Origin of the sequence: Aquibium microcysteis (assembly GCF_014495845.1) — a bacterium.
Classification (GTDB): domain Bacteria; phylum Pseudomonadota; class Alphaproteobacteria; order Rhizobiales; family Rhizobiaceae; genus Aquibium; species Aquibium microcysteis.
On record NZ_CP061080.1, the window covers coordinates 5,368,190 to 5,394,686 of the forward strand.

The following is a 26,497-nucleotide window of genomic DNA, read 5'->3' on the forward strand; positions in this document are numbered from 1 at the left end:
TTCTGGCCTATTCGACCTTGATGGATTGCTCGTCGGTGTAGACGGAGCCGTCGTCGTCCACCCAGGTGAACGTGAAGGTTCCGCTTTCGGGCACCCTGGAGCTGAACTCGAAATAGGGGTTGGCCGAAACGGCCGGGTCGAGGTCGCAGGAAAAGACCGGCTGGCCGTTGAATGCGCACGAGAACTTGTTGATGATCTTGCGCGGGATCGGGTTGCCGTCCTTGTCCTTGCGCTGACCGGACTCCATCTCGTGGCTGATGAGCGTCTTGATGACGATCACCTCGCCGGCGGATGCGGTCTTGGGTACCTTGACCCGAGGCTTGGGAGCAGATGCCATGTCGTCGTTCCTCCGGAGTTCGCCGCCTCAGCCGCCGCAGCCGCCGATGGTGACCTTCACTTCCTTCTTGTCCATGTAGACCGAACCGTCCGCCATCCGGGCCAGCGCGATCACGTTCTGGGTCCGGGCGAGGCGCATGCGCGTGGTCGCGGCCGCACTCCCGCTCATCGCGGTGAAGTGGAAGGTGGCGACCTCCGGCCTCGGATTGCCGTCGGCCAGGATCATCACCGCGTCCACCATGTCGGCGCCGTCCATGGCGCTGTCGACGTCGACCGAGATCGGAACCGTATTGCCGTTCTCGGCGATCTCGGGGGCCGTCAGCGTGATCTTGCCGGTCTGCGGCTCCTTGCCGCCCGAAAAGTCCGCCATCATCTTGGCAACGTCCTCGGCCGCGGCGAAGGCCGCGCCCGGAAACAGCTGCAATGCGGGAATGGCCGCCGCTCCGGCGGCCAGCATCAGCACACGACGCCTGGACAGTGTCATGCGAACCTCCTCTCGTGCTATTCCTTGAGCGTGGCCAGGAAGGCCACGACGTCCTCGACCTGCTGCGCCGTCAGGATCGTCTTGCCGACCAGATCCTTGCGCACGTTGATGCCGACGTTCAGGCTGTAGAAGGCCGGCATCATGGTGTCCTTCGTGAAGACCTGCTTCGAATCCACGACGATGGCGCGCAGCTCCTCGACCGACCAGCGGTCCGCCGCGCCGTCGAGGGCAGGCGCCACGTCGCCGTGGAACTGCTCCTTCGAGAGCGCCGTGACGGCATGGCAGGCGAGGCAGTTGCCGAGGCCGCGGTTGGCGAGCGTCTTGGCGCCTTCGTCGGGATTGCCGGGTACGCCCGTCAGCGAAGTCGTCACCTTCATGTCCTCGAAGGCGACGTCGCCCGGGGCGATCTCGCCCGCCATTGCCGCCAGCGGATGGACGGTCAGCGCTGCGGCACAGGCCGCGCCCGCGATGATGCGCCTCATGGTGTCTTCCCTCCAACCTGTCGGATCGCCGGGGCGCTCCGTTCCTCCATTTGCGACGATAGATCGGCACGCTGCGCTAATCAATACAAAAATATGAATTTCTGCATATATTGGTTTGGCGAGCCCGCAGCCAACCGCTGAGGGGCTTCGCCCGGACCGGCGGCGGTCAGTCCTCCGCCTCGCCGAGCCGGCCTTGCGCGCGCAGTTCGGCGATGATCCGGGCGTGGTAGTGCTGGAAGTGCTCGCCGCTCTCGTAGCCCTTCTCGTTGACCCATCGGAACATGTTGAGGAAGGTCCACTTGCCGAAGGCCCCCGGCATCGTCGCCACCGCGGCCTGCGCCACCGTGCCGCTTTCGGGTGCCACGTCCGGGAGGAACACGATGGTCGGCGTGAAGACGTAACCCCATTTCCGGGCCGCCGTCTTCTCCGTCAGCACCTCTCCGTCGAGATCGGTGACCTCCTCGTCGCCGAACATGTTGTACTGCACGACCATGAAATGCTCGCGGATGTAGTCGCGCACCTCCGGGTCGGAGAGAAGCTTCTCGTGCATCGCGCGGCAATAGATGCAGCCGCGCTGCTCGAAGGTGATGGCCAGCCGCTTGCCCTCGCTGCGGGCCTGTTCGATGTCCTCCGCCATGTCGCGGAAGGTCATCGTGAACCAGGCCTGCTTGTGGAGCCCGTCCTCGCCCACCTCGACGGCCATGGCGGGCAGGGCGATGAAGACGGCAAGAACGGCGATAACGAACGATGCGATCCGGGACATGATGACCTCCTATCCGATGGTATGGAAGATCGGGAACGTTTCGAGGAGCCAGAACGAGATGATGGACATCTGGCCGGTGATGAACAGGATGCCGGTCACCACCAGCAGCCCGCCCATCGCCATCTCCACCTTGTGCATGTGGCGCTTGAAGCGCGAGGCCCAGCCGAGGAAGCGGCTGGCGAAGACCGCGGCGAGCACGAAGGGAATGCCGATCCCCAGCGAATAGGCGGCAAGCAGCAGCGCGCCCTGCGCCGCACTTCCCTCGCTGCCGGCGATGAACAGGATGGCCGCGAGCACGGGCCCGACGCAGGGCGTCCAGCCGAAGGCGAAGGCGAGCCCGATGACATAGGCGCCGACCATGCCGGCCGGCTTTCTCGCCACCTGGACGCGGGCTTCGCGATACAGCATGCCGATCCGGAAGACGCCGAGGAAGTGCAGGCCCATGACGATGATGATGATGCCGGCGACGACCGACAGCGTGTCGAAATACTGCGCGATGGTCTTGCCGACGACGCTCGCCGTCGCGCCGAGCGCGATGAACACCGTGGCGAAGCCGAGCACGAAGGCGATGGCGGCGACGACCACGCGGCGGCGCTGTTCGGCGCCCGGCTCCGTGTCCTTCAGCTCGTCGAAGCTGACCCCCGCCAGCCACGCCAGGTAGGGCGGCACGATCGGCAGGATGCAGGGCGAGACGAAGGACAGGAGCCCCGCCAGCAGCGCTCCCCCAAGACTGACATCCAGCATCGTTCCTCCCAACGCCACCCGGTCCGGCATCACCTTGGCAGAAGCATTCAAAGAATGCTATATTTATATGCGATGAGGGAGCATTGGACCATGAAGCGTGCAGGATTGGCCCGGTGGGGCCTCGTCGCGGCGGGAATCCTGGCACTGTCGGCAAGAGCGCAGGCGGCGGAACTGCTGATGCTGGAACAGCCGGGCTGCGTCTGGTGCGCGCAGTTCGACGCGCAGATCGCGCCCGCCTGGCCGAAGACGCCGGAGGGACGCCTGGCGCCGCTCAGGCGCGTCGACATCACCAGGCCGTGGCCCTCCGACCTCGCGGGGGTTGCGAAGGAGCGGTTCACGCCTACCTTCGTCCTGATGGACGACGGCCGCGAGATCGGCCGCATCCGGGGCTATGTCGGCGACGAATTCTTCTGGTATCGTATCGGAGAGTTGCTGGCGCTGCTGCCGGTCCGTCCCTGATTTCCGCCCTTGGGGCCGGGAATTGCTGATCGCTTGACCTGGATCATGCTGCACGATCTGGACATTTGGCACGCTTCGCGCCATGTCCAACGACGCCGAAGAGACCAAGGGTGCTGTCCGTTCTCATGAGCTTGCCCAACATCAAGGATGCGCAGACGCCTGAGCAGTTCGACGAACTGCTGGCGCAGGCGCGCGAAGCCAGCGAACTCTTGAAGGCGCTCGCCCATGAAGGACGCCTGCTGATCCTGTGCCTGCTTTCGGAAGGCGAGAAGTCGGTTTCCGAGCTCGAGGAGGCGATGCGCCTGCCGCAGGCGGCGGTGTCGCAGCAGCTGGCGCGCCTGCGCTTCGACCGGCTGGTGAACACGCGCCGTGACGGCCGCGTCATCTACTATTCGATCGCCAGCAAGGAAGTGTCCTCCGTGATCGAAACCCTGTACAATCTCTTCTGCGCTCCGGTGCGGAAACCGGAGGGAAACGACAAGGGCGTCGCGTCGGCAAACGGCGCCGACTGACGGCGGCAAACGGCGCCGACAGACGGCGGCAAACGGCGCCGACTGAAGGCGGCAGGCTGGAGACCTGCCGTCGGGCGCGAGCCCGCGGGAGGGAAAGATGAGCCTGGCCACCTATGCGTGGTTTCTTCCGGCGGCCGGCCTGTGCGCCGGCGCTGTGCTCGGCTTCGCCGCCCGGGCCAATCATTTCTGCACCATGTCCGGGCTCGAACGCTACTGGTACGCCGGTGACGGGCGCGGGCTGCGAACCTGGATGCTGGCGGCCGTGGTCGCGCTGGTCGCGACCCAGACGCTCCAGGCGACCGGCCATGTCGAGACGGCCGACAGCTTCTACATCCGCTCCGATTTCGCCTGGATCGGCGCCATCGCCGGCGGAATCGCCTTCGGTTTCGGCATGGCGCTCGTCGGCACCTGCGGTTTCGGCGCGCTGGTGCGGCTCGGCGGCGGCAGCCTCCGTTCGCTGATCGTGCTGATCGTGCTCGGTCTCTCCGCCATGTCGGCGCAGAAGGGCGTCATCGCCCAGGGCAGGGTGGCGCTGTCCGACGATTTCGCCATCGATCTCTCCGGCGTCGGCGGCCAGTCGCTCGGCGCCATCGCCGGACATTTGGCCGGCACGGACCTCACCCTGGCCGTCACCGCGCTCGTCGCCCTTGCCATGCTGGCGTGGATCTTCGCCTCGGCCGACTATCGCCGCCGCTTCGGATCGATGGCGACGGGCGCCACCGTCGGCCTCGTCATCGCCTTCGGCTGGTGGGCGACCAGCCTCGCGGCGGCACAATCCTTCGAGATCGTCCAGATCGAGGCGGGGTCCTTCGTCGTCCCGGTCTCCGACACGATCCTGCAGTTCGTCACCTTCACCGGCGTCCTGCCGGACTATGGCGTCGGGCTCGTCGTCGGCGTGGTGCTCGGCGCCGCCGGCTGCGCCCTGTGGAAGCGTGACGTGCGCTGGGAGGCCTGCGACGACGCCCGCGAACTCGGCCGCCATCTGGCGGGCGGCCTGCTGATGGGGGTGGGCGGCGTCTTCGCCATGGGCTGCACCATCGGCCAGGGCGTCACCGCCGTCTCGGCGCTGGCGATCTCGGCGCCGGTCGTTCTGGCCTCGATCTTCCTCGGCGCGCGCATGGGGCTGGCCTATCTCATCGAGGGCTCGCCCTTCGGCGCCTTCCGCGCCGCGAGCGCTCCCGCCGAGTGATCAGACCGGAACGTAGCGGTAGCCGCCGTCCTTGCGTTCGACGTGCCCCGCGCCCGGATGCGGGAAGTGGAAGCCGATCGCGCGGGCCCGGTCGCCGGCCAGCCGGTCGAGCAGCGCCAGCCGCGTCCGCGCGCCGAGCGTCGCATCCTGGTCGCTGCCCGACGGCCAGTCGGGCCGCGCGAACGAGATCACCGCATTGGAGATCGCGTCGCCGACGATCAGAACCGGCTCCGCGCCCTGGATCATGAACGACAGGTGTCCCGGCGTGTGGCCCGGCGTCGCCACTGCCTCGATGCCCGGCAGCACCTCCTGCCCGTCGTCGATGAAGATCACGCGGTCCTCGATTGCCGCGAAGCGGTTCTGTGCCCCGATCACGAAGGTCTGGCGGTCCGCGGGAACCTTGGAGAGCGCGTCCGGCGCCGACCAGAAGTCCCATTCCGCCCGGCCGATCCGGTACTGCGCGTTGGCGAACACCAGTTCGTCGAAATCGTCGGTCAGTCCCCAAAGATGATCGGGATGTGCATGCGTGAACACGACGTCGGTCACGTCGGCGGGATCGATCCCCGCCGCGGCGAGGCCGTCGGCGAGCTTGCCGGCGGTCGGCATGAAATTGGCGCCGGCCCCGACGTCGAAGATGACCAGACGGTCGCCGATCCTCGCCAGCGTCACGTTGCAGTCGGGCAGGAGCGCATCGGCGGGCATGGCGTTCTCGGCGAGAAGCGCCGCCAGGTCGTCCGCCGGCGCCTCCGGATAGGCGAAGCCCATCGGCAGCACGAGATGGCCGTCGCTGACGACAATCATCTCCGCGGCGCCGGTCGACAGCGTCTGCGCGCGGACGGCGCGTGTCCCGGCGAGCCCGCCGGCAAGCGCGACGAGGGCGGTCGAGCCGCTCGCCGCGAGAAATCGCCGGCGGTCGAGGGCCGGCAGTGAAACGCGCCTTGCAGGCATGTCGTCCTCCCATGCAAACATATTATTTTTTGCATATTTATGAGAACTCGGCTATGCTTGTCGAGGGGCATTGAGCCCGAAGGGAGGAAAAGATGCGCGGATGCGGATTGCCGGCGGCTCTGGCCGCACTCGTCTGGCTGCCGGGCCCGGCGCTGGCGGAAGAAGCCGTCACCACGCGGGAGACGGCGGCGCCCTTTGCCGACGTGATCGCCGATCTCGAAGACGCGGCGGTGAACCGTGGCTACAAGATCGACTATCACGGCCATATCGGCGAGATGCTGAAGCGGACGGCAGGCGATGTCGGCGCTGCGGGGCCTCTCTACCGGGAGGCGGAGTTCCTGCAGTTCTGTTCGGCGGTCGTCTCGCGCAGGGCCATGGAAGCCGATATCGGCAACATCGCCTTCTGTCCCTATGTCCTTTTCGCCTACGAGGCGGAAGCGGAACCAGGCATTGTGGTGGTCGGTTTCCGGCGCCTGCCGGCCGGTTCGGGGCGCGACGACGTCAACGCCCTGCTCGAAGAGATCGTCGAGGACGCAGCCGAGGGGTTCTGACCCGCCGGCTCGCGCCTCAGAACTCTTCCCAGCCGTCGGCCTCTGCCTCTATGTCGAGCGCGGTGGCGCCATGGGTGGCCGCACGCGCACGCGCCGGCTCCCGCCAGGCATTCGCCGGTTCGGGCCGGCGCGCGGTTGCGACGGCCGCAAGCGACGGCGCACGGCGGACGGGAGCGGGCGGAGCGGCGGCACGATCACCGTCACGGCTCTCGGCCCCGCGGAAATGCGCCATCAGCCGATTGAGCTCCTCGCCGTCGCGGGCGAGGCTGCGGCTCGTCGACGTGAACTGCTGCGCCATCGCCGCGCCCTGCTGGGTGGCGGTGTCGATGCCGTTCATGGCGGAGTTGATTCCCCGCAGCGTCGCGGCCTGTTCCTCGGCGCCGCGCGCGATCTCGGTCACGAACCCGCTGATGCTCTCCACCCGCGCCGCGATCCGCCCGATGACGTCGCCGGTTTCGCCGACGAGCTTGGCGCCGGTCTTGACCTGGGTCGCGGAGGCCTGGATGAGCTGCTTGATCTCGCGCGCGGCATCGGCCGACCGCTGCGCCAGGCCGCGCACCTCCTGGGCGACGACCGCGAAGCCGCGGCCGGCCTCGCCCGCGCGCGCCGCCTCCACGCCCGCGTTGAGCGCCAGCAGGTTGGTCTGGAAGGCGATCTCGTCGATGACGCCGATGATCTTGGAGATTTCCTCCGACGATTTCTCGATGCCGCCCATGGCGGCGATCGCCGCGCCCACCACCTTGTCGCTGTGGCCGGTGTCGGTGGTCATCTCCACCACTGCGGCTCGGGCCTGTCCGGCACCGGCGGCGGTCGCCGAGACGGAACGCGTGATCTCGCCGACGGCTGCCACGGTTTCCTCGATCGTCGCGGCCTGCCTTTCGCTTCGGCGGGCCAGTTCGTCTGCGGCACGGCTGATCTCGTCCGTGCCCAGTTCGAGCTGCCGGCCCGTCGCGGCGATCTGCTGCATGGCGTCCTGCAGACGGTCCATCGCCGTGTTGAAGTCTTCCTTGATCTTGCGGTAGTCCGGCGGGAAGTCGACCTTGAGGCGCGTCGTCAGGTCCCCGTCGGCGAGACGCGCGAGCGCGGCGCCGATCAGCTTCACGACGGCGGCCTGCAGCTTGGCGGCGGAGGCGCGCGAGGCGTCGTTCTCGTCGCGCTGCTCCTCCATCTGGCGCCGCTGTGCGTCGAGTTCGCGGTCGGCCTCGAGCTTTTCCAGCGAGGCGGTGCGGAAGCCCTCCAGCGACCGTGCGATGATCCCGACCTCGTCGGAGCGGTCGAGGTGCGGCACGGCCGACTGCAGGTCGCCGTTCGAGAGCTTCTCGATGCGCGACGTGATGGCCTCCATGGGACGGCCGATCACGAAGCGGATGCTGAGGAAGAGCAGGGCCATGAGAAGCAGCGCCGAGACGGCCTGCACGCCGGACGCGCCCAGCCGCAGCGAGGACCGGGCATCCTCGACCGGCCCGGTGTTCCAGGCGACGGCGACGTAGCCGAGCGGCTTGCCCTCGGCACTCGTCCCGGACGGCGCGACCATGAGCACGTTGCCGTCGATCGCCTCGACCGCCGTGCCGTCGCGCGGCGCGGCGAGCAGGCGGCGAAGAGAGGCGTCGATCCCGCCGGCGGCGACGCCCGGCGCCGTGAACTCGGCGATCACGTTGCCCGTGGGATCGAAGGCGATGGCGCGCGACAGGATCCGGTCCTCGTTGTCGAGGTAACCCGCCCAGGCGTCCGCCACGACCTCCGGCTTCTTCCATTTGATGCCGCCGGCTGCGGCGGTGGCGATCTGGCCGGTCTGGATCACCCAGGCGTCGGTTGCGAGATCGTAGAGGCTGGCCTGCGCCGTCCTGTCGATGAGGGCCACGGAGGCGCCGAGCCCGGCGAGGCTGACGCCGAGCGCCGCCACGACGAGCTTGAACGTGATCGACCTTTTCCCGAACATTCCAGACACCACCCCCGTACTCATTGCTCGATGCGACGCGTCCCGCGAAGGCCTCAGAGGCCTTCGACGTCGATGCCGAGCGTGATGGCGCCGATGACCTGGCCCGTGGCCGGATCGCTGATCGCCACGCTCACCTGCGACTGCAGCGTCTGGGTGGATTCGTCCTTCTCAACCTCGTCGACGAAGATGGCGCCGGCGCCCGCGCCGAAGGATTTCTGCCATTTCGCCTCGTCGCCCTGCCAGTAGTCGGACGTGATGTCGCTCTGGCCGACGTTGAGGCCCTTGTTGTCCATGACGAAGGCTTCGGTGATCATCCCGCCGGCTTCTGCCTGTCGGGCGGCGAGGAACTTCGACAGGGCGTTGCCGAGCACCTTGTCGATCATCGGCTTGCTTCCGGCCTCGACCTCGGCGCGCCACTGCTTGTCGAGCGTGTCGATGTCGGCCTGAGACAAGCCGGCATGGGCTGCGTTCTGCTCGTTGATCGCGCCGATCACCACCGGATCGGACAGCCATGTCGCCACGTTCGCCTTCACGTAGTCGGTGATCGGGCCGACGTGATCCTGTGCCAGGGCCTGTCCGCCGAACGCGCTCGCCCAGATGACGGCCGACAAGGCCGACGCTGCAAGAATCTTCATGTTCCACCCCCTTGGTGCCTTGCGGCAGATCCCGGTCGCGAGGCATCGCGTCCGCCTTGCGAATCGCCGCACGATCCGCAGCATCGGGGACAAAGGTTTAACGATGCTTAATCAAATATGAACGATACCGTACACAGGTGGAATTCAAATGGTTTGAGTGCGAAAAAACCCCGGCGCGGCGCGCCGGGGCTCCCGTCTGGCCTTGATCCGGCTGCTACTTCTGCAGTTCGGTCCAGATCGCGGTGTAGAGGTTGCGGGCTTCTTCCGGGCAGGTCTGGGCGACGGTGCCGGCAGCCTGCAGGTCCTCCGGAACCACGATCTCCGGCGCATCGCTCATGCTGGCTGGCATGAACGCTTCCGAGCCGTCGATACCGTTCGCATATTTCGCGAAGGCCGAGATCATGGCCGCGTTCTCCGGATCCATGATGAAGTTCATGAACAGCTTGGCGTTCTCGACGTTCTTGGCGTCCTTCAGCACCGCGACGTTGTCCATCCAGATCGGGTAGCCTTCCTTCGGATAGCCGTACTTGATGTTCGGGTCCTGCTCGCGCATGCGCAGCGACGCGCCGTTCCAGTTCACCGTCGCCAGGAAGTCGCGCTTGGTCATGGCTTCGATGTTGCCGTAGTTCATCGAGATCCACTTCGGCTTGGCTTCCAGCAGCTTGTCGCGCACCTTCTTCAGGATCGTCTTGTCAGCCGTGCAGGGCTCGCCGCCCATGTAGGTGATGGCGAGGTGCATCACGTCGGCCATTTCCGGGATGACGTTGATCTTGCCTTCGAGCTCCGGCGGCGGATCGAGGAAGATGGCCGAGGTGTTGATGTCGCCCTTGTAGTCGGCGGTGTTCACCGACAGGCCGACCGTGCCCCACTGCCACGGCACGGTGTACTTGCGGCCCGGATCGAACGGCACGTCCTTCCAGCGTTCCGCGACGTTCTTGAAGTTCTCCATCGCGTTCGGGTTGGTTTCGAGCAGCAGCCCCTCGTTGATCCAGATCGGGATCACGCTGGCGGACGGCACGACGATGTCGAACCCGTGCCCGCCCTGGCGGATCTTGGCCAGTGCCGTGTCGTTCGAGTCATAGTCGGTGAGCGTCACCTTGACGTCGTGTGTCTCCTCGAACTTCTTGATCAGCTCGGGACTGGTGTAGTTGCCCCAGTTGTAGATGTTGAGTTCGCCTGCGGCGCTGGCGAGGCCGGTGGTTGCCAGCATCGCGAGGCTGACGGCGGTCGCTGTCAGTTTCCAGTGCATCGTCGTTCTCCCATTGTCCTGCGTCGTTGCGTTGTCGTTCATGTCTTCCTCCGGCTGATCAGGAAGAAGACGGTGACGATGGCGACCGAGATCACGAGGAAGGCGGTCGATATCGCGTTGATCTCGGGCGTCACGACGCGACGCAGTTGCCCGAGCATGTAGGTGGGCAGTGTATCCTGACCGGCCGATTTCACGAACTCGGTGATGACGACGTCGTCGAGCGAGATCACGAAGGCCAGCATCAGGCCGGCGATGATGCCGGGCCAGAGCAGGGGCAGCGTCACGCGCCGGAAGGCCTGCCACGGCGTAGCGTAGAGGTCGGCGGCGGCCGTCTCCAGAGCGGTGTCCATGCTCTCGAGCCGTGCCCGGATCGGCAGGTAGGCGAAGGGGATGCAGAAGGCCGCATGCGCGATCATCAGGTAGCCGAGGCCCGAATAGCCGGTGGCGATCTTGATGCGCGAGAAGAAGATCAGGAGCGCCACCGCGGTGACGATCTCCGGCACCATCAGCGGCTGGTTGATGAAGGCGTATTTGAAGGTGAGCCCGCGATAGGGCCGTGTCCGGGTGGTGGCGAGTGCCGCCATCGTGGCCGCCACGGTCGCCAACACGGCAGCCACGGCTGCGATCTGCACCGACCGGATCGATGCGTCGACCACCTGCTGGTTGCTCCAGGCCTGGACGAACCAGCGCAACGAGAAGCCTTCCCACACCGCGATCGACGTGCCGGCGTTGAAGGCGAAGATCACCACCACCGACAGCGGCAGGTAGAGCAGGAAGAAGCAGAACAGCGCCACCGTCGGGAAACCGGTCTGGCGGCGGACGTCGAACCGGCTAGCCATGGTTGCGCCCTCCGGTGCCGGCATAGCGGATGTAGACGAGCAGCGCCGCCATCACGATGACGAGGAGGGTGATCGACAGCGACGCGCCGAGCGGCCAGTTCCGTCCCTGTCCGAACTGCAGCTCGATCAGGTTGCCCAGCATGAGGTTGCGCCCGCCGCCGAGGATGCGCGGCGTGACGTAGGCGCCGAGCGAGGGGATGAAGACCAGGATCGAGCCGGCGACGATGCCGGGCTTCACCATCGGCAGGATGATCCGCCGCAGCACCTGGAAGCGGGTGGCGTAGAGGTCGTAGCCGGCCTCGACCAGCCGGAAGTCCAGCTTCTCCATCGAGGCGTAGAGCGGCAGGACCATCAGCGGCAGGTAGACGTAGAGCATGCCGATCATGATGGCGGTGTCGGTGTAGATGATCTGGATCGGGCTCGAGATCAGCCCGAGCTTCATCAGCGCGACGTTGAGCAGGCCTTCGTTGCGGATCACCTCCTGGATCGCGAAGGTGCGGATCAGGAGGTTGGTCCAGAACGGAATCGTGATCAGGAACAGCCAGAGCGCCCGCGTGCGCTCCGGCCGCGTGGCGATGAAATAGGCCGTGGGAAAGCCGAAGAGGAAGGCAAAGACCGTGGTCGCGAGCGACAGCACGACCGACCGCCAGAAGATCGCCACATGGGCATCCGCGATCGACAGCGTCTCGTCGAAGATGTCGCGCTGCAGGATGACGCTTACCCAGGCGTCGGTCGAGAAGGTCCAGCGCACGTCGCCGTACGAGCCCGGCTCGAGGAACGAGTAGATCACCACGATGCCGAGCGGACCGACCGCGGCGAAGAAGATGATCAGCAGCGCGGGAGCCGACAGCAGCCATCGTCTGCGGATGTCGGCGCGCTCGGCCCTGCGGGCGGTCTCTGCGGCGCCGGCCATCCGGTCAGTCCCTCAGCACCTGGGCGGCGTCGTCCGCGATGACGACGCCGACCCTGTCTCCGGTCTGGAAGCCGCAGTCGGCGCTGCGCCGGTTCTGCTGGCGCACGATGAACAGATCCCCGTCGTCGAGGCGGACGTGGATGTTGGTGTCCGTGCCGAAATAGACGATGTTCTCGATCTTTCCGTCGAGATGCCCCGACCCGGTCTGCAGGCGGGCATGCTCCGGGCGCACCACGATGGTGGCGCGGTCGGACGGCGCAAGGCCGTCGGCGACGGTCGCCGGCAGGGTTTTTCCCGACGACAGTGTCGCGGTCGCCCTTCCTTCGGCGACGGCGCTGATGCCGGCCGTCAGGAAGTTCGTCTCGCCGATGAAATCGGCCACGAAGCGGACCGCGGGCTTGTCGTAGATGTCAGAGGGCGACCCCACCTGCAGGATGTCGCCCGCCGACATCACGGCGATCCGGTCCGACATCGTCAGCGCTTCTTCCTGGTCGTGCGTGACGAAGATGAAGGTGATGCCGGTCTCGTGCTGCAGGCGCTTCAGCTCGATCTGCATTTCCTTGCGCAGCTTGTAGTCGAGCGCCGAGAGCGGCTCGTCGAGCAGGAGCACCTTTGGCTGCGGCGCCAGCGCGCGGGCGAGCGCGACGCGCTGCTGCTGGCCGCCCGAGATCTGCGCCGTCGAGCGGTTGCGCAGCTCTTCCATGCGCACGAGCTTCAGCATCTGGGTCACGCGCGCGTCGATTTCCGCCTTCGGCCGGCCGAGCATCTCGAGCCCGAAGGCGATGTTCTGCGCCACCGTCAGGTGCGGGAACAGGGCATAGCTCTGGAAGACGGTGTTGACCGGTCGCCTGTAGGGCGGCAGCGGTGCGATGTCCTGTCCGTGCAGCAGGATTTCGCCATCGGTCGGAAAATCGAACCCGGCGATCAGCCGCAGCAGCGTGGTCTTGCCGCAGCCGGAGGGGCCGAGCAGCGTGAAGAACTCGTTCTCGCGGATGGCCACGGAGACGTCTTTGAGAGCGAAGACCCGATCCGGTCCGAAGCCGAACACTTTCGTGACGTGCCTGACGTCGATGGCGACCTGATCCGGTGTGTCCGGCAATCTGCACCTCTCTCAGCTGCTCCGCCCGCCATGCGGCGACCGGTCTCGCACCGATCTGCTGATGTCACCACATGGCCGGGGCCTTGGCAACCTGTCCGCTGCGCCGCGCGCTGTCGCGCTTGCGACGCAAGGAGCGTGCCGGTCCGCTGGCCGGCGTCAGGCCCGGTAGGTGACGCGACCGCCGCAGATCGTGGCCACCGGCCGGATCTCGTGCAGGCTTTCCGCGGGAACGGCCTCGACGTCGCCCGACAGCACCACGATGTCGGCCATGTAGCCCGGCTTCAGCCGGCCCTTGCGGTGCTCCATGAACTCGGCATAGGCGCCTTCCACGGTATAGCCGGCGATGGCTTCGTGCAGGGTGAAGGCCTGGTCCGGCAGGTCGTCTGCCCATCGCTTGCGCACCACCGCCGCCTGAATGCCCGCGATCGGGTCGATCGGCGACACCGGCCAGTCGGATGCGAAGACGACGTGCGCCCCGGTCTCCTTGATCGTCCGCCAGGCATAGGACAGCCGCCAGCGGTCGCGCCCGATCTTCGACACCGTGGGTTCGAGCGGCAAGCCCATCGACCCCGGGGGGTGCGGCGGCTGCATCGAGGCGATGACGCCGAGGTCGGCGAAACGCGGAATGTCGGCGTCGGTCGTCACCTCGATATGCTCGATGCGGTGCCGGCTGTCGCGCGGCCCGTTCGCGTCCCGCGCCGCCTCGTAGCCGTCGAGCACCGTCCGCACCGCCGCGTCGCCGATCGCATGGACCGCGATCTGCAGCCCCCGCCGGTCGATCTCGGTGGCGAGTGCGGCGAATTCGGCATCCGAAAAATAGGGCTCGCCGCGCCAGTCCGGCGTGTCGCCATAGGGCTCGATCATGTGGGCAGTGCCCGAATCGAGCACGCCGTCCATGAACACCTTGACCATGCCCGACGACACCCATTCGGACCGGTAGGTCTCGGCCATCCGCGAGGCCTTCTCGAGGTCGGCCAGCGTCATGAACGGCTTGAAGTGGAAGGGAACCTGCGCGCGGCAGAGCAGCCCTCCCTCCTTCTCGATCTCGGCCAGGATCTCGAGCTGGTAGAGATTTCCGTCCATGTTCTGGAACGAAGTGATGCCGTGGCTCGCGGCATAGTCCAGGCCGCGGCGCATGATCGCCTTGTCGGCCTCCCATTCTTCCGGCGTCGGCCGGCGTTCCGGCTCGCCGCCGGTCTGGATGCCGAGGCGGACCCGGCTTTCGCCCGCGAGATGCACCACCGGCGTCATCGCCTCGGATTCGCGCAGTTCGCCCGTGGCGAGCCCGTCGGCGCCCATGACCACCTCGTTGCCCGGATTGCACTCCTTGCCGTTCAACAGCCCGGCCATCTCCAGCGCCTTCGTGTTCGCCCACATCGTGTGGTGGTCGGGCGCCACCAGCGCCACCGGCCGGTCTGCGACGATGCGGTCGAGGTGGTGGCGCGTCAGCGGCGCGCCCACGCCGAGGATCGTGTAGTCGCAGGACTGGCCGAACAGCACCTTGTCGCCGGGCCGCTGCGCGGCATAGGCCTTGAGCGCCGCGCTCAGCGCCTCGAAGCCATGCACGCCGAAGAGCTGCAGGTGAACGAGTTCCGCCGCCCCCATGAACAGGTGGACGTGGCTCTCGATGAAGCCCGGCAGCACCGAGCCGCCCCTGGCGTCGATCGTCCGCGTGTCCGGCCCCGCCCAGGCCGCCGCGTCGGACGCGCTGCCGACGAAGACGATCTCGCCATCCTTCGAGGCCAGCGCTTCGGCGCGAGGGTTCGCCTCGTCCATGGTCAGCACGCGGGCATTGGTGACGATGAGGTCGGCAGGCATCGGCATGATGGATCTCGTTCTCCTGTTTGGAAGCAAGGCTAGCACCGACCAGCGAAGCGGCGCCAGACCCGCCCGCCGGCGCTTTTTTTTGGCCCAGCCGATTCTCCGCCTGCCTCACTGGCAGGCGCCCGGGGATTTCCGCAGAACGGTAGCGCGGGTTTTCCTCCCGAAAACCCCGGTGTCTTCGGGACTTGCGTCGAGTCCGGCGTTGGCGGAGCCGCGCAAGTCTGCTTTAGGGTTTCTTCCGGAGAGACGATCGCGCAGCGGGGGACGCATGAAGACCATCTATTCGCCGAAGCACGCCGGCCATGCCGGCAATGTCGAGCTGATGACGGGCAGGATCATGCCGGCCTTCGAGATGCCCTCGCGCGCCGAGTTCATCCGCGCGCGGGCGCAGGAGGTCGGCCTCGGCCCGATCCTGCCGCCCGACCCGTTCGACCTCGACACTGCCCGGCGGGTCCACGATCCGGCCTTCGTCGACTTCATGCCGACGGTCTGGGAGCGCTGGACCGCGGCGGGCTTCGACGGCACCGCGCTGCCCTACACCTGGCCGACCCGCGGCCTGCGCGGTGACGTCGTGCCGGACGTCATCGAGGCCCAGCTCGGCTACTATTCGATCGACGCCGGCGCCGGCTTCGTCGAAGGCACCTGGGAGGCCATCAAATCGTCGCACGACGTGGCGTTGACGGCCGCCAGCCTCGTCTCCGGCGGCGAACGCGCCGCCTTCGCGCTCTGCCGGCCGCCCGGCCATCACGCCGGCCGTGCCTTCATGGGCGGCTACTGCTACCTGAACAACGCCTCCATCGCCGCGCAATGGCTGCTCGACAACGGCGCCCAGAAGGTCTCGATTCTCGACGTCGACTACCATCACGGCAACGGCACGCAGGAGATCTTCTACGCGCGGAGCGACGTCCAGGTGCTCAACCTCCACGGCGACCCGAAGATGGAGTACCCCTACTTCCTCGGCTATGCCGACGAGCGCGGGGAGGGGGAGGGCGAAGGCTTCAACCACAACTACCCGCTGCCCTGGGGCACCGGCTGGGACGGCTGGGGCGCGGCTCTGGTCGACGCCTGCCTGAAGCTGGTGGCGTTCGGTCCCGACGTGGTCGTCGTGTCGCTCGGCGTGGACACGTTCGAGCGCGACCCGATCTCCAAGTTCAAGCTCGTCACCGAGGACTATCCCAGGATCGGCCGCCGCATCGCGGCGCTCGGCCTGCCGACGCTGTTCGTCATGGAGGGCGGCTACGCCGTCGAGGAGATCGGCGTCAACGCGGTCGGCGTGCTCACGGGCTTCGAGGAGGGCAACGCGTGAGCGGGATCGTCACCCTCGGCGTCGTCCAGTTCGCCTGTTCGGACGACGTGGCCGAAAACGTCGCGACCGCCTCGCGTCTGGTGCGCGACGCGGCCGCGCGCGGCGCCAATGTCGTGCTGGTGCAGGAACTCTTCGAGGGCCTCTATTTCTGCCAGGAGGAGGAGGCCGTCCATTTCGACCGCGCCCGGCCGCTGGAGGGGCATTTGACGATCGCCGCCTTCGCGGATCTCGCGCGCGAACTCGGGGTGGTGATCCCGGTCTCCTTCTTCGAGCGCCGCAACCAGGCCTTCTTCAACTCCGTCGCCATGGTCGACGACACGGGAACAGTGCTCGGCGTCTACCGCAAGTCGCACATTCCCGACGGTCCGGGCTACGAGGAGAAATTCTACTTCAGGCCCGGCGACACCGGCTTCAGGGTCTGGCAGACCCGCTTCGGCGCCATCGGCGTCGGCATCTGCTGGGATCAGTGGTTTCCCGAGGCGGCCCGCGCGATGGCGCTGACGGGTGCGGAGATGCTGCTCTATCCGACCGCCATCGGCTCCGAGCCCGGCCGGCCGGACTTCGATTCCATGGAGCACTGGCGCATCACCATGCGCGGCCATGCGGCGGCCAACCTGATGCCCGTGGCCGCCGCCAACCGCATCGGCGCCGAGACCGTCGGCGGCAAGACCCAGACCTATTACGGCTCCTCCTTCATCGCGGGTGCTGCGGGCGAACTCCTGGCCGAGGCCGGCCGCGACGGCGAGGCGGTTCTGACCGCGCGTTTCGACCGCGCCGCACTCGCCCGCCAGCGCGCCGCCTGGGGCCTGTTCCGCGACCGCCGCCCCGATCTCTACGGCGCGATCGCCACGGCCGACGGCGGCTGAGGGGATGGGACGGAATGCCCGTATGCCTGCCCAGGCCGGGAAGCGCCAGGATTTCAGGGAGCGTTCTTTCGCATCCTCGGTCGATCCACACACTCTGACCGCTTCGTGATGCCTGCCGCGCGGCGGGGTGCTACCGCCCGTCGCGCAACTGTGGTGTATCGAGGGCTCAGAGCAGGGGAACCGGCATGGCGGCAGAGGCGGGCGGCAACGAACTGGTCCAGGTGGTGGCGCTGCTGGCCGCGGGCGTCGTGGCCGTGCCGATCTTCAAGCGCCTCGGCCTCGGCTCGATCCTCGGCTATCTCGCCGCCGGCCTGACCATCGGCCCCTTCGGCTTCGGCCTCTTCGACGATCCGGAAGCGATCCTGCACGTCGCCGAACTCGGCGTCGTCATGTTCCTCTTCATCATCGGGCTGGAGATGCGGCCGTCCCGGCTCTGGGGTCTGCGCAGGGAGATCTTCGGTCTCGGCCTGCTGCAGGTCGCGGCCTGCGCCGCACTTCTGACCGGCGTCGGCGTCGCGCTCGGCCTTTCCCCCATGGTCGCCTTCGTCGCCGGCTCCGGCTTCGTGCTCACCTCGACCGCGATCGTCATGCAGCTGCTCGAGGAGCGCGGCGACATCGCCACCGCGGCCGGCCAGCGCATGGTCTCGATCCTGCTGTTCGAGGACCTGATGATCGTGCCGCTGCTGGCGCTCATCGCCTTCCTGGCGCCGGGCGGCGAGGAGGCCACGCTCGCCGGCCGCCTCGCCGACGTCGGCATCGGCGTCGGCGCGATTCTCGGCCTGCTCGTCGCCGGGCGCTGGCTGCTCAATCCGATGTTTCGCATCCTGGCCGACGCCCATGCGCGCGAGGTGATGACGGCCGCCGCCCTGCTCGTCGTGCTGGGCTCCGCGCTCGCCATGCAGCTCGGCGGCCTGTCGATGGCCATGGGGGCCTTCCTCGCCGGCGTTCTCCTGTCGGAATCGAGCTTCCGCCACCAGCTCGAGGCCGATGTCGAGCCCTTCCGCGGCATCCTGCTCGGCCTGTTCTTCCTTGCCGTCGGCATGTCGCTCGATCTCGCCGTGGTGGCCGGGAACTGGGCGATCGTCGCGCTGTCGGTCGTGGTCTACATGGCCGTCAAGGCGGCCGGCATCTATGCGGTGGCGCGCCTGCTGCGCCACGGCCACGGTCAGGCGCTGGAGCGCGCCGTGGTGATGGCACAGGGCGGCGAGTTCGCCTTCGTGCTCTATTCGGCGGCGGCGGGCGTCGGCCTGATCGACGGCACCACCAACGCCGTCCTCACCGCCATCGTCATCATCTCCATGGTGCTGACGCCGCTCGCCATTCTCGGCCTGCGCCGGATGATGCCGCGCCCGGCGGAAGACATGGACGGCGTCGATCTGGCCGACGGGCTCGACGGCAGCGTCCTGGTCATCGGCTTCGGCCGCTTCGGCCAGGTCGCCGCCCAGCCGCTGCTGCTGCGCGGCATCGACGTGTCGATCATCGACAACGACGTCGAGATGATCAAGGTCGCCGCCACCTTCGGCTTCAAGGTCTATTACGGCGACGGCGCCCGGCTCGACATCCTGCATGCCGCCGGCGCCGGGCGGGCGCGCGCGGTGCTGGTCTGCGTCGACAAGGCCGAGGCGGCCATCCGCATCGTCGAGCACCTGAAGGCCGAGTTCCCGCTGGTGCCGGTGCTGGCACGCGCCTGGGACCGCGGTACCGCGCTCGACCTGATCCACGCCGGCGTCGACTTCCAGATCCGCGAGACGGTGGAATCCGCCTTCGCCTTCGGCGAGACCACGCTGAAGACGCTCGGCCTCGACGAGGCCGAGGCCGCCGAGATCATGCAGGACGTGCGCCGGCGCGACGCCGAGCGGCTGGAGATGCAGCTCACCGGAGGCATGTATGCCGGCACCGGCCTCCTCAAGGGCAACGCCCCGACGCCCGCCCCGCTGTCACAGCCGAGGAAGCCCGGCCAGGTGATGAATCCCGGCGCGGCGCCGTCCCCGCCGACGGGCGGCAACTGACCGTCCGCGCCACGGCCGCCGGCGGCCGGCCTGCACGGCAGGAGGGCAGCCGGCAGTCGAACCTGCCGATCGATAAGACTTTCCGTGGCGGGAGGCAGGGTCGTTAAGGTTGTCATGCTAGCCTTCTTCCCGCGGGCGTCGCGCGGCGGCGTCGAACGGGATCATGATCGTGACGACAGGCAGGCTCCATTACGTCGACTGGCTCCGGGTTCTGGCCTTCGGCCTGCTCATTGTCTACCACTGCTCGGTCGCCTTCTTCCCCGACATGTCCTGGCTGGTGAAGAGCGGCGAGACGAGCCAGGTCCTGTCATGGGCGATGGATTTCCCGCGTGCCTGGCGGCTGGCGCTGCTCTTCTTCGTCTCCGGCATGGGCACCTGGTTCGCCTTCCGCTCCGCGCCGGGCTTGACCTTCCTGCGCGACCGCACGCTGCGGCTGCTGGTGCCGCTGCTCTTCGCCATGGCCGTCGTGGTGGTGCCGCAGGTCTGGCTCGAGCGGGTGATGGAGGAGGGCTACCAGGGCTCGCTCGTCACCTTCTGGATCGAGCGCTACTTCACCGAGGGAAAATACCCGTCCGGCAACATCACCTGGGCCCACATGTGGTTCGTGGCCTATCTGCTGGTCATGGCCGTCGGCCTGTTCCCGGTCTTCCGCTTCCTGCAGTCGCCGCGGGGCGTGGTCCTGTCGCGCGCCTTCGCCGCCTTCGTGCGCTCGCCCTTCGTCTTCCTGCTCTTCCTGGTGCCGCTGGCGCTCAACCTGGCGCTGACGCCCGTCTTCCCGCGCCAGACCAACGCGCTCTACAATGACGGCGCCTGGTTCGCGGTCTGGGCGTCCTGGTTCGGCTTCGGCTTCCTGTTTGCCCGCCACCATGCGGAGATCATCGGCTCCGTCGTCGCCCGCCGCTGGACCAGCGCCGTGCTGGCGGCGGGCCTCACCGCCGCGCTCTACGCCTTCTGCTTCCTGCCTGCCGCCGATGCGGCCGCCTCGCTCGGCTCCTGGGAGAATCAGACGCCGGCCTTCAAGGCGCTCGACTTCGCGCTCGCCTGGACGATGATCCTGGCCTGCATCGGCTTCGCCGCCCGCCATCTCGACCGCCGCAGCGCCGCACTCGCCTGGCTGAACGGCAAGGTCTTCGCGCTCTACATCGTCCACCAGACCGTCATCGTCTGGGCGCTCTATCACGTGCTGCCCATCGAGGCCGGCGCCTGGACGAAATTCGGCCTCGTCGTCGCCATCACCGTCGCCGTCTCGCTGGCCATCGCGGTGGCCGCCGAACGCCTGCCCTGGCCGCTGCGGCTGGCCTTCGGCTTCGCCGACCGCCCGGCAGTACCCCGCGGCGTCTCCCCCGAACGCGCCGGCCGCCCGGTGAGCTAGAACCGACATCGGCTGTTGAAGCGGCGCGCCGCTTCGGCTATGAAGCCCTTGCCCAAGTCGCTTCCTCGCGGCCCGGGCCGATGCGGGAACCACGTTCTCGCGGCGCGCACCCGTAGCTCAGCTGGATAGAGTGCTGCCCTCCGAAGGCAGAGGTCACAGGTTCGAATCCTGTCGGGTGCGCCAATCATGAACAGAACTGGGCACTGATTGTTGACCTGTGGCGAGTACCTCGTCACGGAGTCGCGACGTCGGTCCTACAATCCGAATAGCGTCTTCGGAAACAACGATTCGATCAACTACTGATCGCAGGTAGGCTTTGCGCAGGGTCACTGCACCCTTGGTGACGCGCTGACGAAACATGTCAGAGAACTGCACGATCATTTCGGGCGAAATGCCGGGACGATCTGTCAGTTTTCGCCTCGACCGACGGACTGCCTCCTCAGCGATCGCGACCTCGGTCTGCGAGCGTTCGATGCGCTCCTTGAGCATACCATCGAGCTTCATGACACCCTGCTCGATCGCGTCGTAGAGCCTGGAGAGGCCAGCACGCTTTTCGGAAAGTTCGGCTTCGACTCGAATGGCCTCTGACTTCAAGGCACCTTGGCGATCGTGATGCCTGGACTCGAGGTCGGTCAGGAGTGCGGCGACGCGTTCTGGTACAAGCACCTTTTCCAGGACAGCCGAGACTGAGGCATCGTCAAGCTTGTCCATGGGAATGGACAAGCCTTCACATGCCTCCTTGCCGCGCGACTGAGCGCCCGCGCACGTATAATACCTATACCGGCCGCCCTTGCCTGTACGAATGGTCATCATGCCGTTGCATTTCGCGCAGCGCGCAAGACCAGTCAGGAGAATAGGTCCGGACACGACACGAGGGTTCTCGGTCTTCGGGTTCTTGCTTTTGAGGCGGCTCTGGACCTTCTGGAATGTCGCCTCCGGGATGATGGCGGGGCACTCGACCCGTACAACCTCTTGCGGCGGACGCTTCTTGCGAGTTGTCGAATCCCGTGAACCGAAACAGTAATAGCCAATGTAGGCAGTGTTCGTGAGGATCACATAAAGCGGACCGACGTGCCAAAGCTTACCACGGCGCGTCCGGTATCCATGCTGGTTCAGCCAAACGACGAGCGCTTTGCACCCGAGGGGTCCGGACGAGCCATCGCCATTAAGGTATAGGTCGAATATCTTTTTGACAATTTTTTCTTCTACGGGGTCAATAGCAAGCTTCTTCTTGTCTTTTCCGTGCAGGTGGTCAACTATTTTGGTGGTGTACCCAAGAGGGGGCGTCGAACCGTTCCAGAAGCCCTTCTTGGCGTTCTCCGTCATGACGCGCTTCACGTTCTTCGCGTTATCGCGAGAGGAATGCGCATCGACGGCTGCAAGGATCTGTCTATTAAGGATCCCACCGTCACCATCGTCAATATTCTGGGTGGCGCTTACAAGAGTTATCCCCAAGCGATTGAGCTCGGTGGCATACGTTTCAAACAAACCGAGCTCGCGGAAAAATCGGCTGGTTGAATACACGAGGACAATGTCAAAGGCGCCTGCGCGGGCATCAGACATCATGCGCTGGAGCTCAGGGCGCTTGTCATTTTTAGCGGTTTTCCCCCGCTCGACATACTCGTCGACGATCGTCCACCCTCTACGCACGGCCACGTATTCCTCGAGGCACCTCGTCTGCGCGGGTAGGCTCAGGTCATGGGCGGCCTGACGTCCGGTCGACACTCGGGTGTAGGTCGCTACACGCATCTACGTTCCTTCACTCACTGTTTTCACTCACCGTTGCGGATCCCAGGGCGCCCGTCCAGCTGATTTGAGGCGCAAGGTTTCCACATTGCTGGCGTTCGAAAAGCTGGTCCAGTTCATTGCGAAAGAACTGGTCGATCACGTCGATTTCTGCCGGCAAAGGAAGGGCTGCGATAGTCGCTGACGCGGCCCTCGTCTCCCGCTGCTTCTTCGTGCTGGTTCGGCGCTTCGGCATCCGAACCGTATTGCTGTTGTCTCGCGATGACGAGTCGCATTTAAATGGGAAAGCGGTACAAGCGTCTGATTTTGCTAGAAGAAGGGCCTTGCCGATTTAAATGTGACTCGAGCCTTGGAGATTTGCGTCAGGCTTACGCGTCATTGCCAAACACGGAGGTTGATATGACGAAGAAGCCTGAACCCGAACCCTTGATTGTGACGCGGAGAGTGTTGCCCACTGCCGGCAATCGGCAGCGGATCATCTACGAGATCGATGCCAACCCCAGCTTTCGGCTGCTTCAGCTCAACGAGAACAAGAAGCCGCCGAAGACCTGAGAGCGCATGTCGAACAATGCGGCGGCGGCTAGGTTGCCGCCGCTTACTCGTTGTCGGTAGCCACCGAGTTCCCATGAAGCAGGAAGCGCGGAGGCTGCCACCGAGGTGCTCACGTTCCGTAAACTCGGCCGCGTTGGCTTCACTGCAAATCTCCATGCAGTGTTAACGCCAATCCCTCTAGCTAAGGCCACGCGGCAGAGCCTGAGCACTGTCAGCAATCTTTCCGAGTATGTTCTCTAGAGAAAATAGGTTCCCAAAAATGAGGCCTCCTTTCGCAACAATCCTCTCCGAAGAACCAGCGGTTGAACCTGACGCCGAAAGCTTCTTCTATCATTTCACCGATTCTCATCTATTCAAGTGCATGATGTCAGTTCCGCGCGCGATCGAACTGGTCGAACGTGGTGGAGACGCAGCTGTCATCGCCACTTTTCGGGAAGAGATGGACCTGTCCGCGCGCATAGCAGAGGCCTGCTCGTCGAAACAGTTTTTCTGGGGGTGGCTGCCGATCGTTTTCCCTCAGGAGCGGCTCGAAAGGGCACACATACACTTGCCACTCAAGGATCTCGAGCAGATGCAGCAGGGGAAATGCATTCCCATCGCGTTTCACGCCGGGGTAGCACTGGACACCCCGCCTCGCGGCCGACCTGAGCGCACAGCCGTCGCCGCAGCGACAAGAAAAGTATACCTCGCGCTGGGATATCAGGTGCTTCGGGTGGTAGCAGGCGCTTGCGGAGAGATTGCGGGTACTTCCAGCGGGAGAAGGGATTTCGCCGGTGATCTGCTCGAGCCGATCCTAGCTCCCCTCAATCGCATTGCCTACAAGCCCCGCGAAGAAGGGGACGCGCCGCGGCGCGTCGAAGAACTCAACCGATTTGGACCCGAGGTTTGGGGCGAACTTTTCCCTCGCGTCAAGCCTACTCACCGGGCTCAGGCGTTCGGAGAAGGCTTTATGGAAGAGGGGCGAGAAATCGTCCGCTCCGCAAATTCTCGTCGCGTTACCCTGGACAACCTGATGTCGCAGATGTGAATCGGCATGCAATTTTGACCCCCTAGACGGGAGGATCGGCGTCCAATTTTGACCCCCCTCGTGAAGTCGATCTGCGACCATCCGTTCGTTTTGGCGAGCGGGTGGAGAGGGGATGAAGACAGTGGACACGATTGCCCGGGTTCGGCGTGCCTTTCATGTGCAGGGGTGGTCGCTCAAGCGGATCTGCCGCGAGCTGCACGTGTCGCGCAACACGGTCCGCAAGATCCTCAGGTCCGACGAGACCTCGTTCTCCTACGAGCGCGAGCTGCAACCGAAGCCGAAGATCGGACCGTGGAAGGATCAGCTCGACGGGCTCCTGAACGGCAATCTCGGCAAGGCGGCGCGCGAGCAACTGACGCTGATCCGGATCTATGAGGAACTGCGCGCGCTTGGTTATGAGGGCGGCTACGACGCGGTGCGCCGGTATGCGAAGAGCTGGGCGAAGACGAGAGGATCGGCGACGGCCGAGGCCTACGTGCCGCTGCTCTTCGCGCCGGGCGAAGCCTACCAGTTCGACTGGAGCCACGAGATCGTCCTGCTCGCCGGCGTGACGGTGACCGTGAAGGTCGCCCACGTCCGGCTCTGCCACAGCCGCATGATGTTCGTGCGGGCCTATCCGCGCGAGACGCAGGAGATGGTGTTCGACGCCCACGACCGGGCCTTCGCCTTCTTCGGCGGCGCCTGCACGCGCGGCATCTACGACAACATGAAGACGGCGGTGGAGACGGTCTTCGTCGGCAAGGAGCGGCAGTACAACCGTCGCTTCCTGCAGATGTGCAGCCACTATCTGGTCCAGCCGGTTGCCTGCACGCCGGCCTCGGGCTGGGAGAAGGGGCAGGTCGAGAACCAAGTTGGCCTGGTGAGGGAGCGCTTCTTCACGCCTCGGCTGCGCTTCAGGAGCTACGAGGAGCTGAACGCCTGGTTGCTCGACAAGTGCGTGGCCTACGCCAAGGCCCATCGCCATGTCGACCAGCCGGAGCGCACCATCTGGGACGTGTTCGAGGAGGAGCGCGGCAAGCTGGTCGAGTATCGCGGCCGTTTCGACGGCTTCCACACGGTTCCCGCCTCGGTCACGAAGACCTGCACCGTGCGGTTCGACAACAACAAATACTCGGTGCTCTCGACCGCAGTCGGCCGCCCAGTCGAGATCCAGGCCTATGCCGATCGCATCGTCGTGCGCCAGGACGGCACGATCGTGGGCGAGCATGCCCGTTCGTTCGGTCGCAACCAGACGGTCTACGATCCGTGGCACTACGTCCCTGTGCTGGCGCGCAAGCCCGGCGCGCTGCGCAACGGTGCGCCGTTCCAGGGCTGGGAACTGCCATCGGCGATGGAGCGGGTCAGGCGCCGGCTGAAGGCTGCCGACGACGGCGACCGGCAGATGGTGTCGATCCTGACGGCGGTGCTGTCGGATGGGCTCGATGCCGTCGAGATCGCCTGCCAGCAGGCGCTTGCCGAGAACGTCTGCTCGTCCGCCGTCATTCTCAACATCCTGGCCCGCCGGCGCGATCCGGCGCCGGCCGTGACCATCCTCACACCCGACGCGCTGCGCTTGGCGATCGAGCCGCAGGCCGACTGCGCCCGTTACGACAGCCTCAGGAGGGCAAGCTGATGGAACGCACCCAGGTTCTGGACCTGATGGGAACGCTGAAGCTCTACGGCATGCGCAGCGCCTACGATGAGATCATGACGACCGCCATCAAGCGTCAGCACGAGCCGCCGAGGGTCGTCGGCGATCTGCTGTCGGTCGAGATCGCCGAGAAGCAGGCGCGCTCCATCAAGTACCAGCTCACCGTCGCCAAGCTGCCGCTGGCCAAGGACATCGACGACTTCGACTTCGCCGGCACGCCCGTCAACGAGACGCTCGTGCGCGACCTCGCCACCGGCGCCTTCGTCGCCGACCAGCGCAACGCCGTGCTCATCGGCGGCACCGGCACGGGCAAGTCGCATCTGGCCATCGCGATCGCCCGCGCCCTCATACGCAGTGGCGCCCGCGGCCGCTTCTTCAACGTCGTCGATCTGGTCAACCGGCTGGAGACCGAGCACCGCTCCGGCAAGCAGGGACGCATCGCCGACTACCTCACCCGGCTCGACTTCGTTGTGCTCGACGAACTCGGCTATCTCCCCTTCGCCCAGGCGGGCGGCCAGCTCCTCTTCCACCTGATCAGCCGGCTCTACGAGCGGACCTCCATCATCGTGACCACCAACCTCGCCTTCGGGGAATGGCCTGCCGTCTTTGGCGACGCCAAGATGACCACCGCTCTGCTCGACCGCCTCACCCACCACTGCGAGATCATCGAGACCGGCAACGAATCCTGGCGCTTCAAGAACCGCACTCAAAGCTAAAGCCGGAAAGCCTCTCCGACACGCCCGACCGGGCTGCGCAACCCAGACCAGCTCCACCCGGTCGGGCGCTCACCGTCGCGCACTACGAGGGGGTCAATATTGGACGCCGATCCGGGGTCAACTTTGCGCGCCGATTGACATCGAGGCGCAATTCGGATTTGTGTCATTACTCTACTTCGATGAAGTCGCACTTCGACAACGCCTCCTCCTGGACGACGAACTCCGCAGCCGCGTGTCTCGACGGCTTCAGAGGGGCTATGAAGAAGCAGTGGCAATCATACGAAGAACGCAGCGCGATTTGGAGTCA

The 26,497-nt window shown here is 66.1% G+C and carries 26 protein-coding genes, 1 tRNA gene and 1 pseudogene; 13 read left to right on the forward strand and 15 right to left on the reverse strand.

Translation table 11 applies throughout. From position 1 onward, the window contains the following. Window positions 1–7: 7 nt before the first annotated feature. The 5 genes from soxZ to IAI54_RS25350 all read right to left on the reverse strand — a co-directional run bounded on the left by soxZ (window position 8) and on the right by IAI54_RS25350 (window position 2,809). Entirely contained in the window at window positions 8–337 is a 330-nt protein-coding gene (soxZ, locus tag IAI54_RS25330; RefSeq protein WP_187969818.1) for a thiosulfate oxidation carrier complex protein SoxZ, read from the reverse strand. 27 nt (window positions 338–364) lie between these two features. Then, on the reverse strand, window positions 365–820 hold the full coding sequence (gene soxY / locus IAI54_RS25335; protein ID WP_187969819.1) for a thiosulfate oxidation carrier protein SoxY: 456 nt from the start codon (window positions 818–820) through the stop codon (window positions 365–367). A 17-nt stretch (window positions 821–837) separates the two neighbouring features. Further along, window positions 838–1,302, reverse strand: coding sequence for a sulfur oxidation c-type cytochrome SoxX (gene soxX / locus IAI54_RS25340; RefSeq protein ID WP_187969820.1), 465 nt, complete (start codon window positions 1,300–1,302; stop codon window positions 838–840). Window positions 1,303–1,468: 166 nt separating this feature from the next. Continuing rightward, a complete protein-coding gene (locus IAI54_RS25345; RefSeq protein WP_187969821.1) occupies window positions 1,469–2,065 on the reverse strand; it encodes a thioredoxin family protein in 597 nt (198 codons plus the stop codon). A gap of 9 nt (window positions 2,066–2,074) precedes the next feature. Further along, window positions 2,075–2,809: a cytochrome c biogenesis CcdA family protein gene (locus IAI54_RS25350; RefSeq protein WP_187969822.1), complete on the reverse strand. Its 735-nt coding sequence runs from the start codon at window positions 2,807–2,809 to the stop codon at window positions 2,075–2,077. Window positions 2,810–2,899: 90 nt separating this feature from the next. On the opposite strand from IAI54_RS25350, the gene IAI54_RS25355 reads away from it, so the two are divergent. From IAI54_RS25355 to IAI54_RS25365, 3 genes are all read left to right on the forward strand, one after another. After that, window positions 2,900–3,268: a thioredoxin domain-containing protein gene (locus IAI54_RS25355; RefSeq protein WP_187969823.1), complete on the forward strand. Its 369-nt coding sequence runs from the start codon at window positions 2,900–2,902 to the stop codon at window positions 3,266–3,268. Between the two features lie 125 nt (window positions 3,269–3,393). Continuing rightward, window positions 3,394–3,780, forward strand: coding sequence for an ArsR/SmtB family transcription factor (locus IAI54_RS25360; protein WP_187973346.1), 387 nt, complete (start codon window positions 3,394–3,396; stop codon window positions 3,778–3,780). 97 nt (window positions 3,781–3,877) lie between these two features. Further along, window positions 3,878–4,969 (forward strand): YeeE/YedE family protein, encoded by a 1,092-nt coding sequence (locus IAI54_RS25365; RefSeq protein WP_187969824.1) that lies wholly within the window; start codon window positions 3,878–3,880, stop codon window positions 4,967–4,969. Here the strand turns inward: IAI54_RS25365 and IAI54_RS25370 are convergent, their stop codons facing one another. Beyond that, entirely contained in the window at window positions 4,970–5,917 is a 948-nt protein-coding gene (locus IAI54_RS25370; protein WP_187969825.1) for an MBL fold metallo-hydrolase, read from the reverse strand. A gap of 92 nt (window positions 5,918–6,009) precedes the next feature. On the opposite strand from IAI54_RS25370, the gene IAI54_RS25375 reads away from it, so the two are divergent. Beyond that, on the forward strand, window positions 6,010–6,468 hold the full coding sequence (locus IAI54_RS25375; RefSeq protein WP_187969826.1) for a DUF302 domain-containing protein: 459 nt from the start codon (window positions 6,010–6,012) through the stop codon (window positions 6,466–6,468). 16 nt (window positions 6,469–6,484) lie between these two features. Here IAI54_RS25375 and IAI54_RS25380 read toward each other — a convergent pair whose 3' ends face one another. From IAI54_RS25380 to IAI54_RS25410, 7 genes are all read right to left on the reverse strand, one after another. Continuing rightward, window positions 6,485–8,407: a methyl-accepting chemotaxis protein gene (locus tag IAI54_RS25380; protein WP_187969827.1), complete on the reverse strand. Its 1,923-nt coding sequence runs from the start codon at window positions 8,405–8,407 to the stop codon at window positions 6,485–6,487. A gap of 53 nt (window positions 8,408–8,460) precedes the next feature. Beyond that, window positions 8,461–9,042, reverse strand: coding sequence for a hypothetical protein (locus tag IAI54_RS25385; RefSeq protein ID WP_187969828.1), 582 nt, complete (start codon window positions 9,040–9,042; stop codon window positions 8,461–8,463). Between the two features lie 214 nt (window positions 9,043–9,256). Beyond that, the gene (locus tag IAI54_RS25390; protein WP_187973347.1) at window positions 9,257–10,291 is read right to left on the reverse strand and encodes an extracellular solute-binding protein; all 1,035 of its coding nucleotides are present in this window, start codon (window positions 10,289–10,291) and stop codon (window positions 9,257–9,259) included. A 38-nt stretch (window positions 10,292–10,329) separates the two neighbouring features. Continuing rightward, window positions 10,330–11,130 carry an ABC transporter permease gene (locus IAI54_RS25395; protein WP_187969829.1) on the reverse strand — a complete coding sequence of 267 codons (801 nt, stop codon included), beginning with the start codon at window positions 11,128–11,130 and terminating at the stop codon, window positions 10,330–10,332. Beyond that, window positions 11,123–12,043 (reverse strand): ABC transporter permease, encoded by a 921-nt coding sequence (locus IAI54_RS25400; protein ID WP_187969830.1) that lies wholly within the window; start codon window positions 12,041–12,043, stop codon window positions 11,123–11,125. The genes IAI54_RS25395 and IAI54_RS25400 overlap by 8 nt, the downstream gene beginning before the upstream one ends. A gap of 4 nt (window positions 12,044–12,047) precedes the next feature. After that, window positions 12,048–13,142, reverse strand: coding sequence for an ABC transporter ATP-binding protein (locus IAI54_RS25405; RefSeq protein WP_187969831.1), 1,095 nt, complete (start codon window positions 13,140–13,142; stop codon window positions 12,048–12,050). A 156-nt stretch (window positions 13,143–13,298) separates the two neighbouring features. Then, a complete protein-coding gene (locus tag IAI54_RS25410) occupies window positions 13,299–14,966 on the reverse strand; it encodes an amidohydrolase (protein WP_187969832.1) in 1,668 nt (555 codons plus the stop codon). A 268-nt stretch (window positions 14,967–15,234) separates the two neighbouring features. Between IAI54_RS25410 and IAI54_RS25415 the strand changes: the two genes are divergently transcribed. The 5 genes from IAI54_RS25415 to IAI54_RS25435 all read left to right on the forward strand — a co-directional run bounded on the left by IAI54_RS25415 (window position 15,235) and on the right by IAI54_RS25435 (window position 20,702). Further along, a complete protein-coding gene (locus tag IAI54_RS25415) occupies window positions 15,235–16,272 on the forward strand; it encodes a histone deacetylase family protein (protein WP_187969833.1) in 1,038 nt (345 codons plus the stop codon). Continuing rightward, window positions 16,269–17,138, forward strand: coding sequence for an N-carbamoylputrescine amidase (gene aguB, locus IAI54_RS25420; protein WP_187969834.1), 870 nt, complete (start codon window positions 16,269–16,271; stop codon window positions 17,136–17,138). The genes IAI54_RS25415 and aguB overlap by 4 nt, the downstream gene beginning before the upstream one ends. 185 nt (window positions 17,139–17,323) lie before the next feature. Then, window positions 17,324–19,147 (forward strand): monovalent cation:proton antiporter-2 (CPA2) family protein, encoded by a 1,824-nt coding sequence (locus tag IAI54_RS25425; RefSeq protein ID WP_187969835.1) that lies wholly within the window; start codon window positions 17,324–17,326, stop codon window positions 19,145–19,147. A 163-nt stretch (window positions 19,148–19,310) separates the two neighbouring features. Further along, a complete protein-coding gene (locus tag IAI54_RS25430) occupies window positions 19,311–20,519 on the forward strand; it encodes an acyltransferase family protein (protein WP_187969836.1) in 1,209 nt (402 codons plus the stop codon). Window positions 20,520–20,625: 106 nt separating this feature from the next. Beyond that, window positions 20,626–20,702, forward strand: a tRNA-Arg gene (locus IAI54_RS25435). Here the strand turns inward: IAI54_RS25435 and IAI54_RS25440 are convergent. Both IAI54_RS25440 and IAI54_RS29190 read right to left on the reverse strand, forming a co-directional pair. Then, entirely contained in the window at window positions 20,673–22,268 is a 1,596-nt protein-coding gene (locus tag IAI54_RS25440; protein WP_187969837.1) for a recombinase family protein, read from the reverse strand. The two genes, IAI54_RS25435 and IAI54_RS25440, sit on opposite strands and share 30 nt — an antisense overlap. Before the next feature lie 10 nt (window positions 22,269–22,278). Next, window positions 22,279–22,407: a hypothetical protein gene (locus IAI54_RS29190; protein ID WP_275403592.1), complete on the reverse strand. Its 129-nt coding sequence runs from the start codon at window positions 22,405–22,407 to the stop codon at window positions 22,279–22,281. Window positions 22,408–22,664: 257 nt separating this feature from the next. On the opposite strand from IAI54_RS29190, the gene IAI54_RS25445 reads away from it, so the two are divergent. The 4 genes and pseudogenes from IAI54_RS25445 to istB all read left to right on the forward strand — a co-directional run bounded on the left by IAI54_RS25445 (window position 22,665) and on the right by istB (window position 26,190). Continuing rightward, entirely contained in the window at window positions 22,665–22,817 is a 153-nt protein-coding gene (locus IAI54_RS25445) for a hypothetical protein (protein WP_187969838.1), read from the forward strand. A 259-nt stretch (window positions 22,818–23,076) separates the two neighbouring features. After that, window positions 23,077–23,844 (forward strand): hypothetical protein, encoded by a 768-nt coding sequence (locus tag IAI54_RS25450; RefSeq protein WP_187969839.1) that lies wholly within the window; start codon window positions 23,077–23,079, stop codon window positions 23,842–23,844. 112 nt (window positions 23,845–23,956) lie between these two features. Beyond that, window positions 23,957–25,526: pseudogene (gene istA, locus IAI54_RS25455) on the forward strand (IS21 family transposase). Next, on the forward strand, window positions 25,456–26,190 hold the full coding sequence (gene istB / locus IAI54_RS25460; protein ID WP_187969608.1) for an IS21-like element helper ATPase IstB: 735 nt from the start codon (window positions 25,456–25,458) through the stop codon (window positions 26,188–26,190). Before istA ends, istB begins: the two are co-directional and overlap by 71 nt. The last annotated feature ends 307 nt before the right edge of the window (window positions 26,191–26,497 follow it).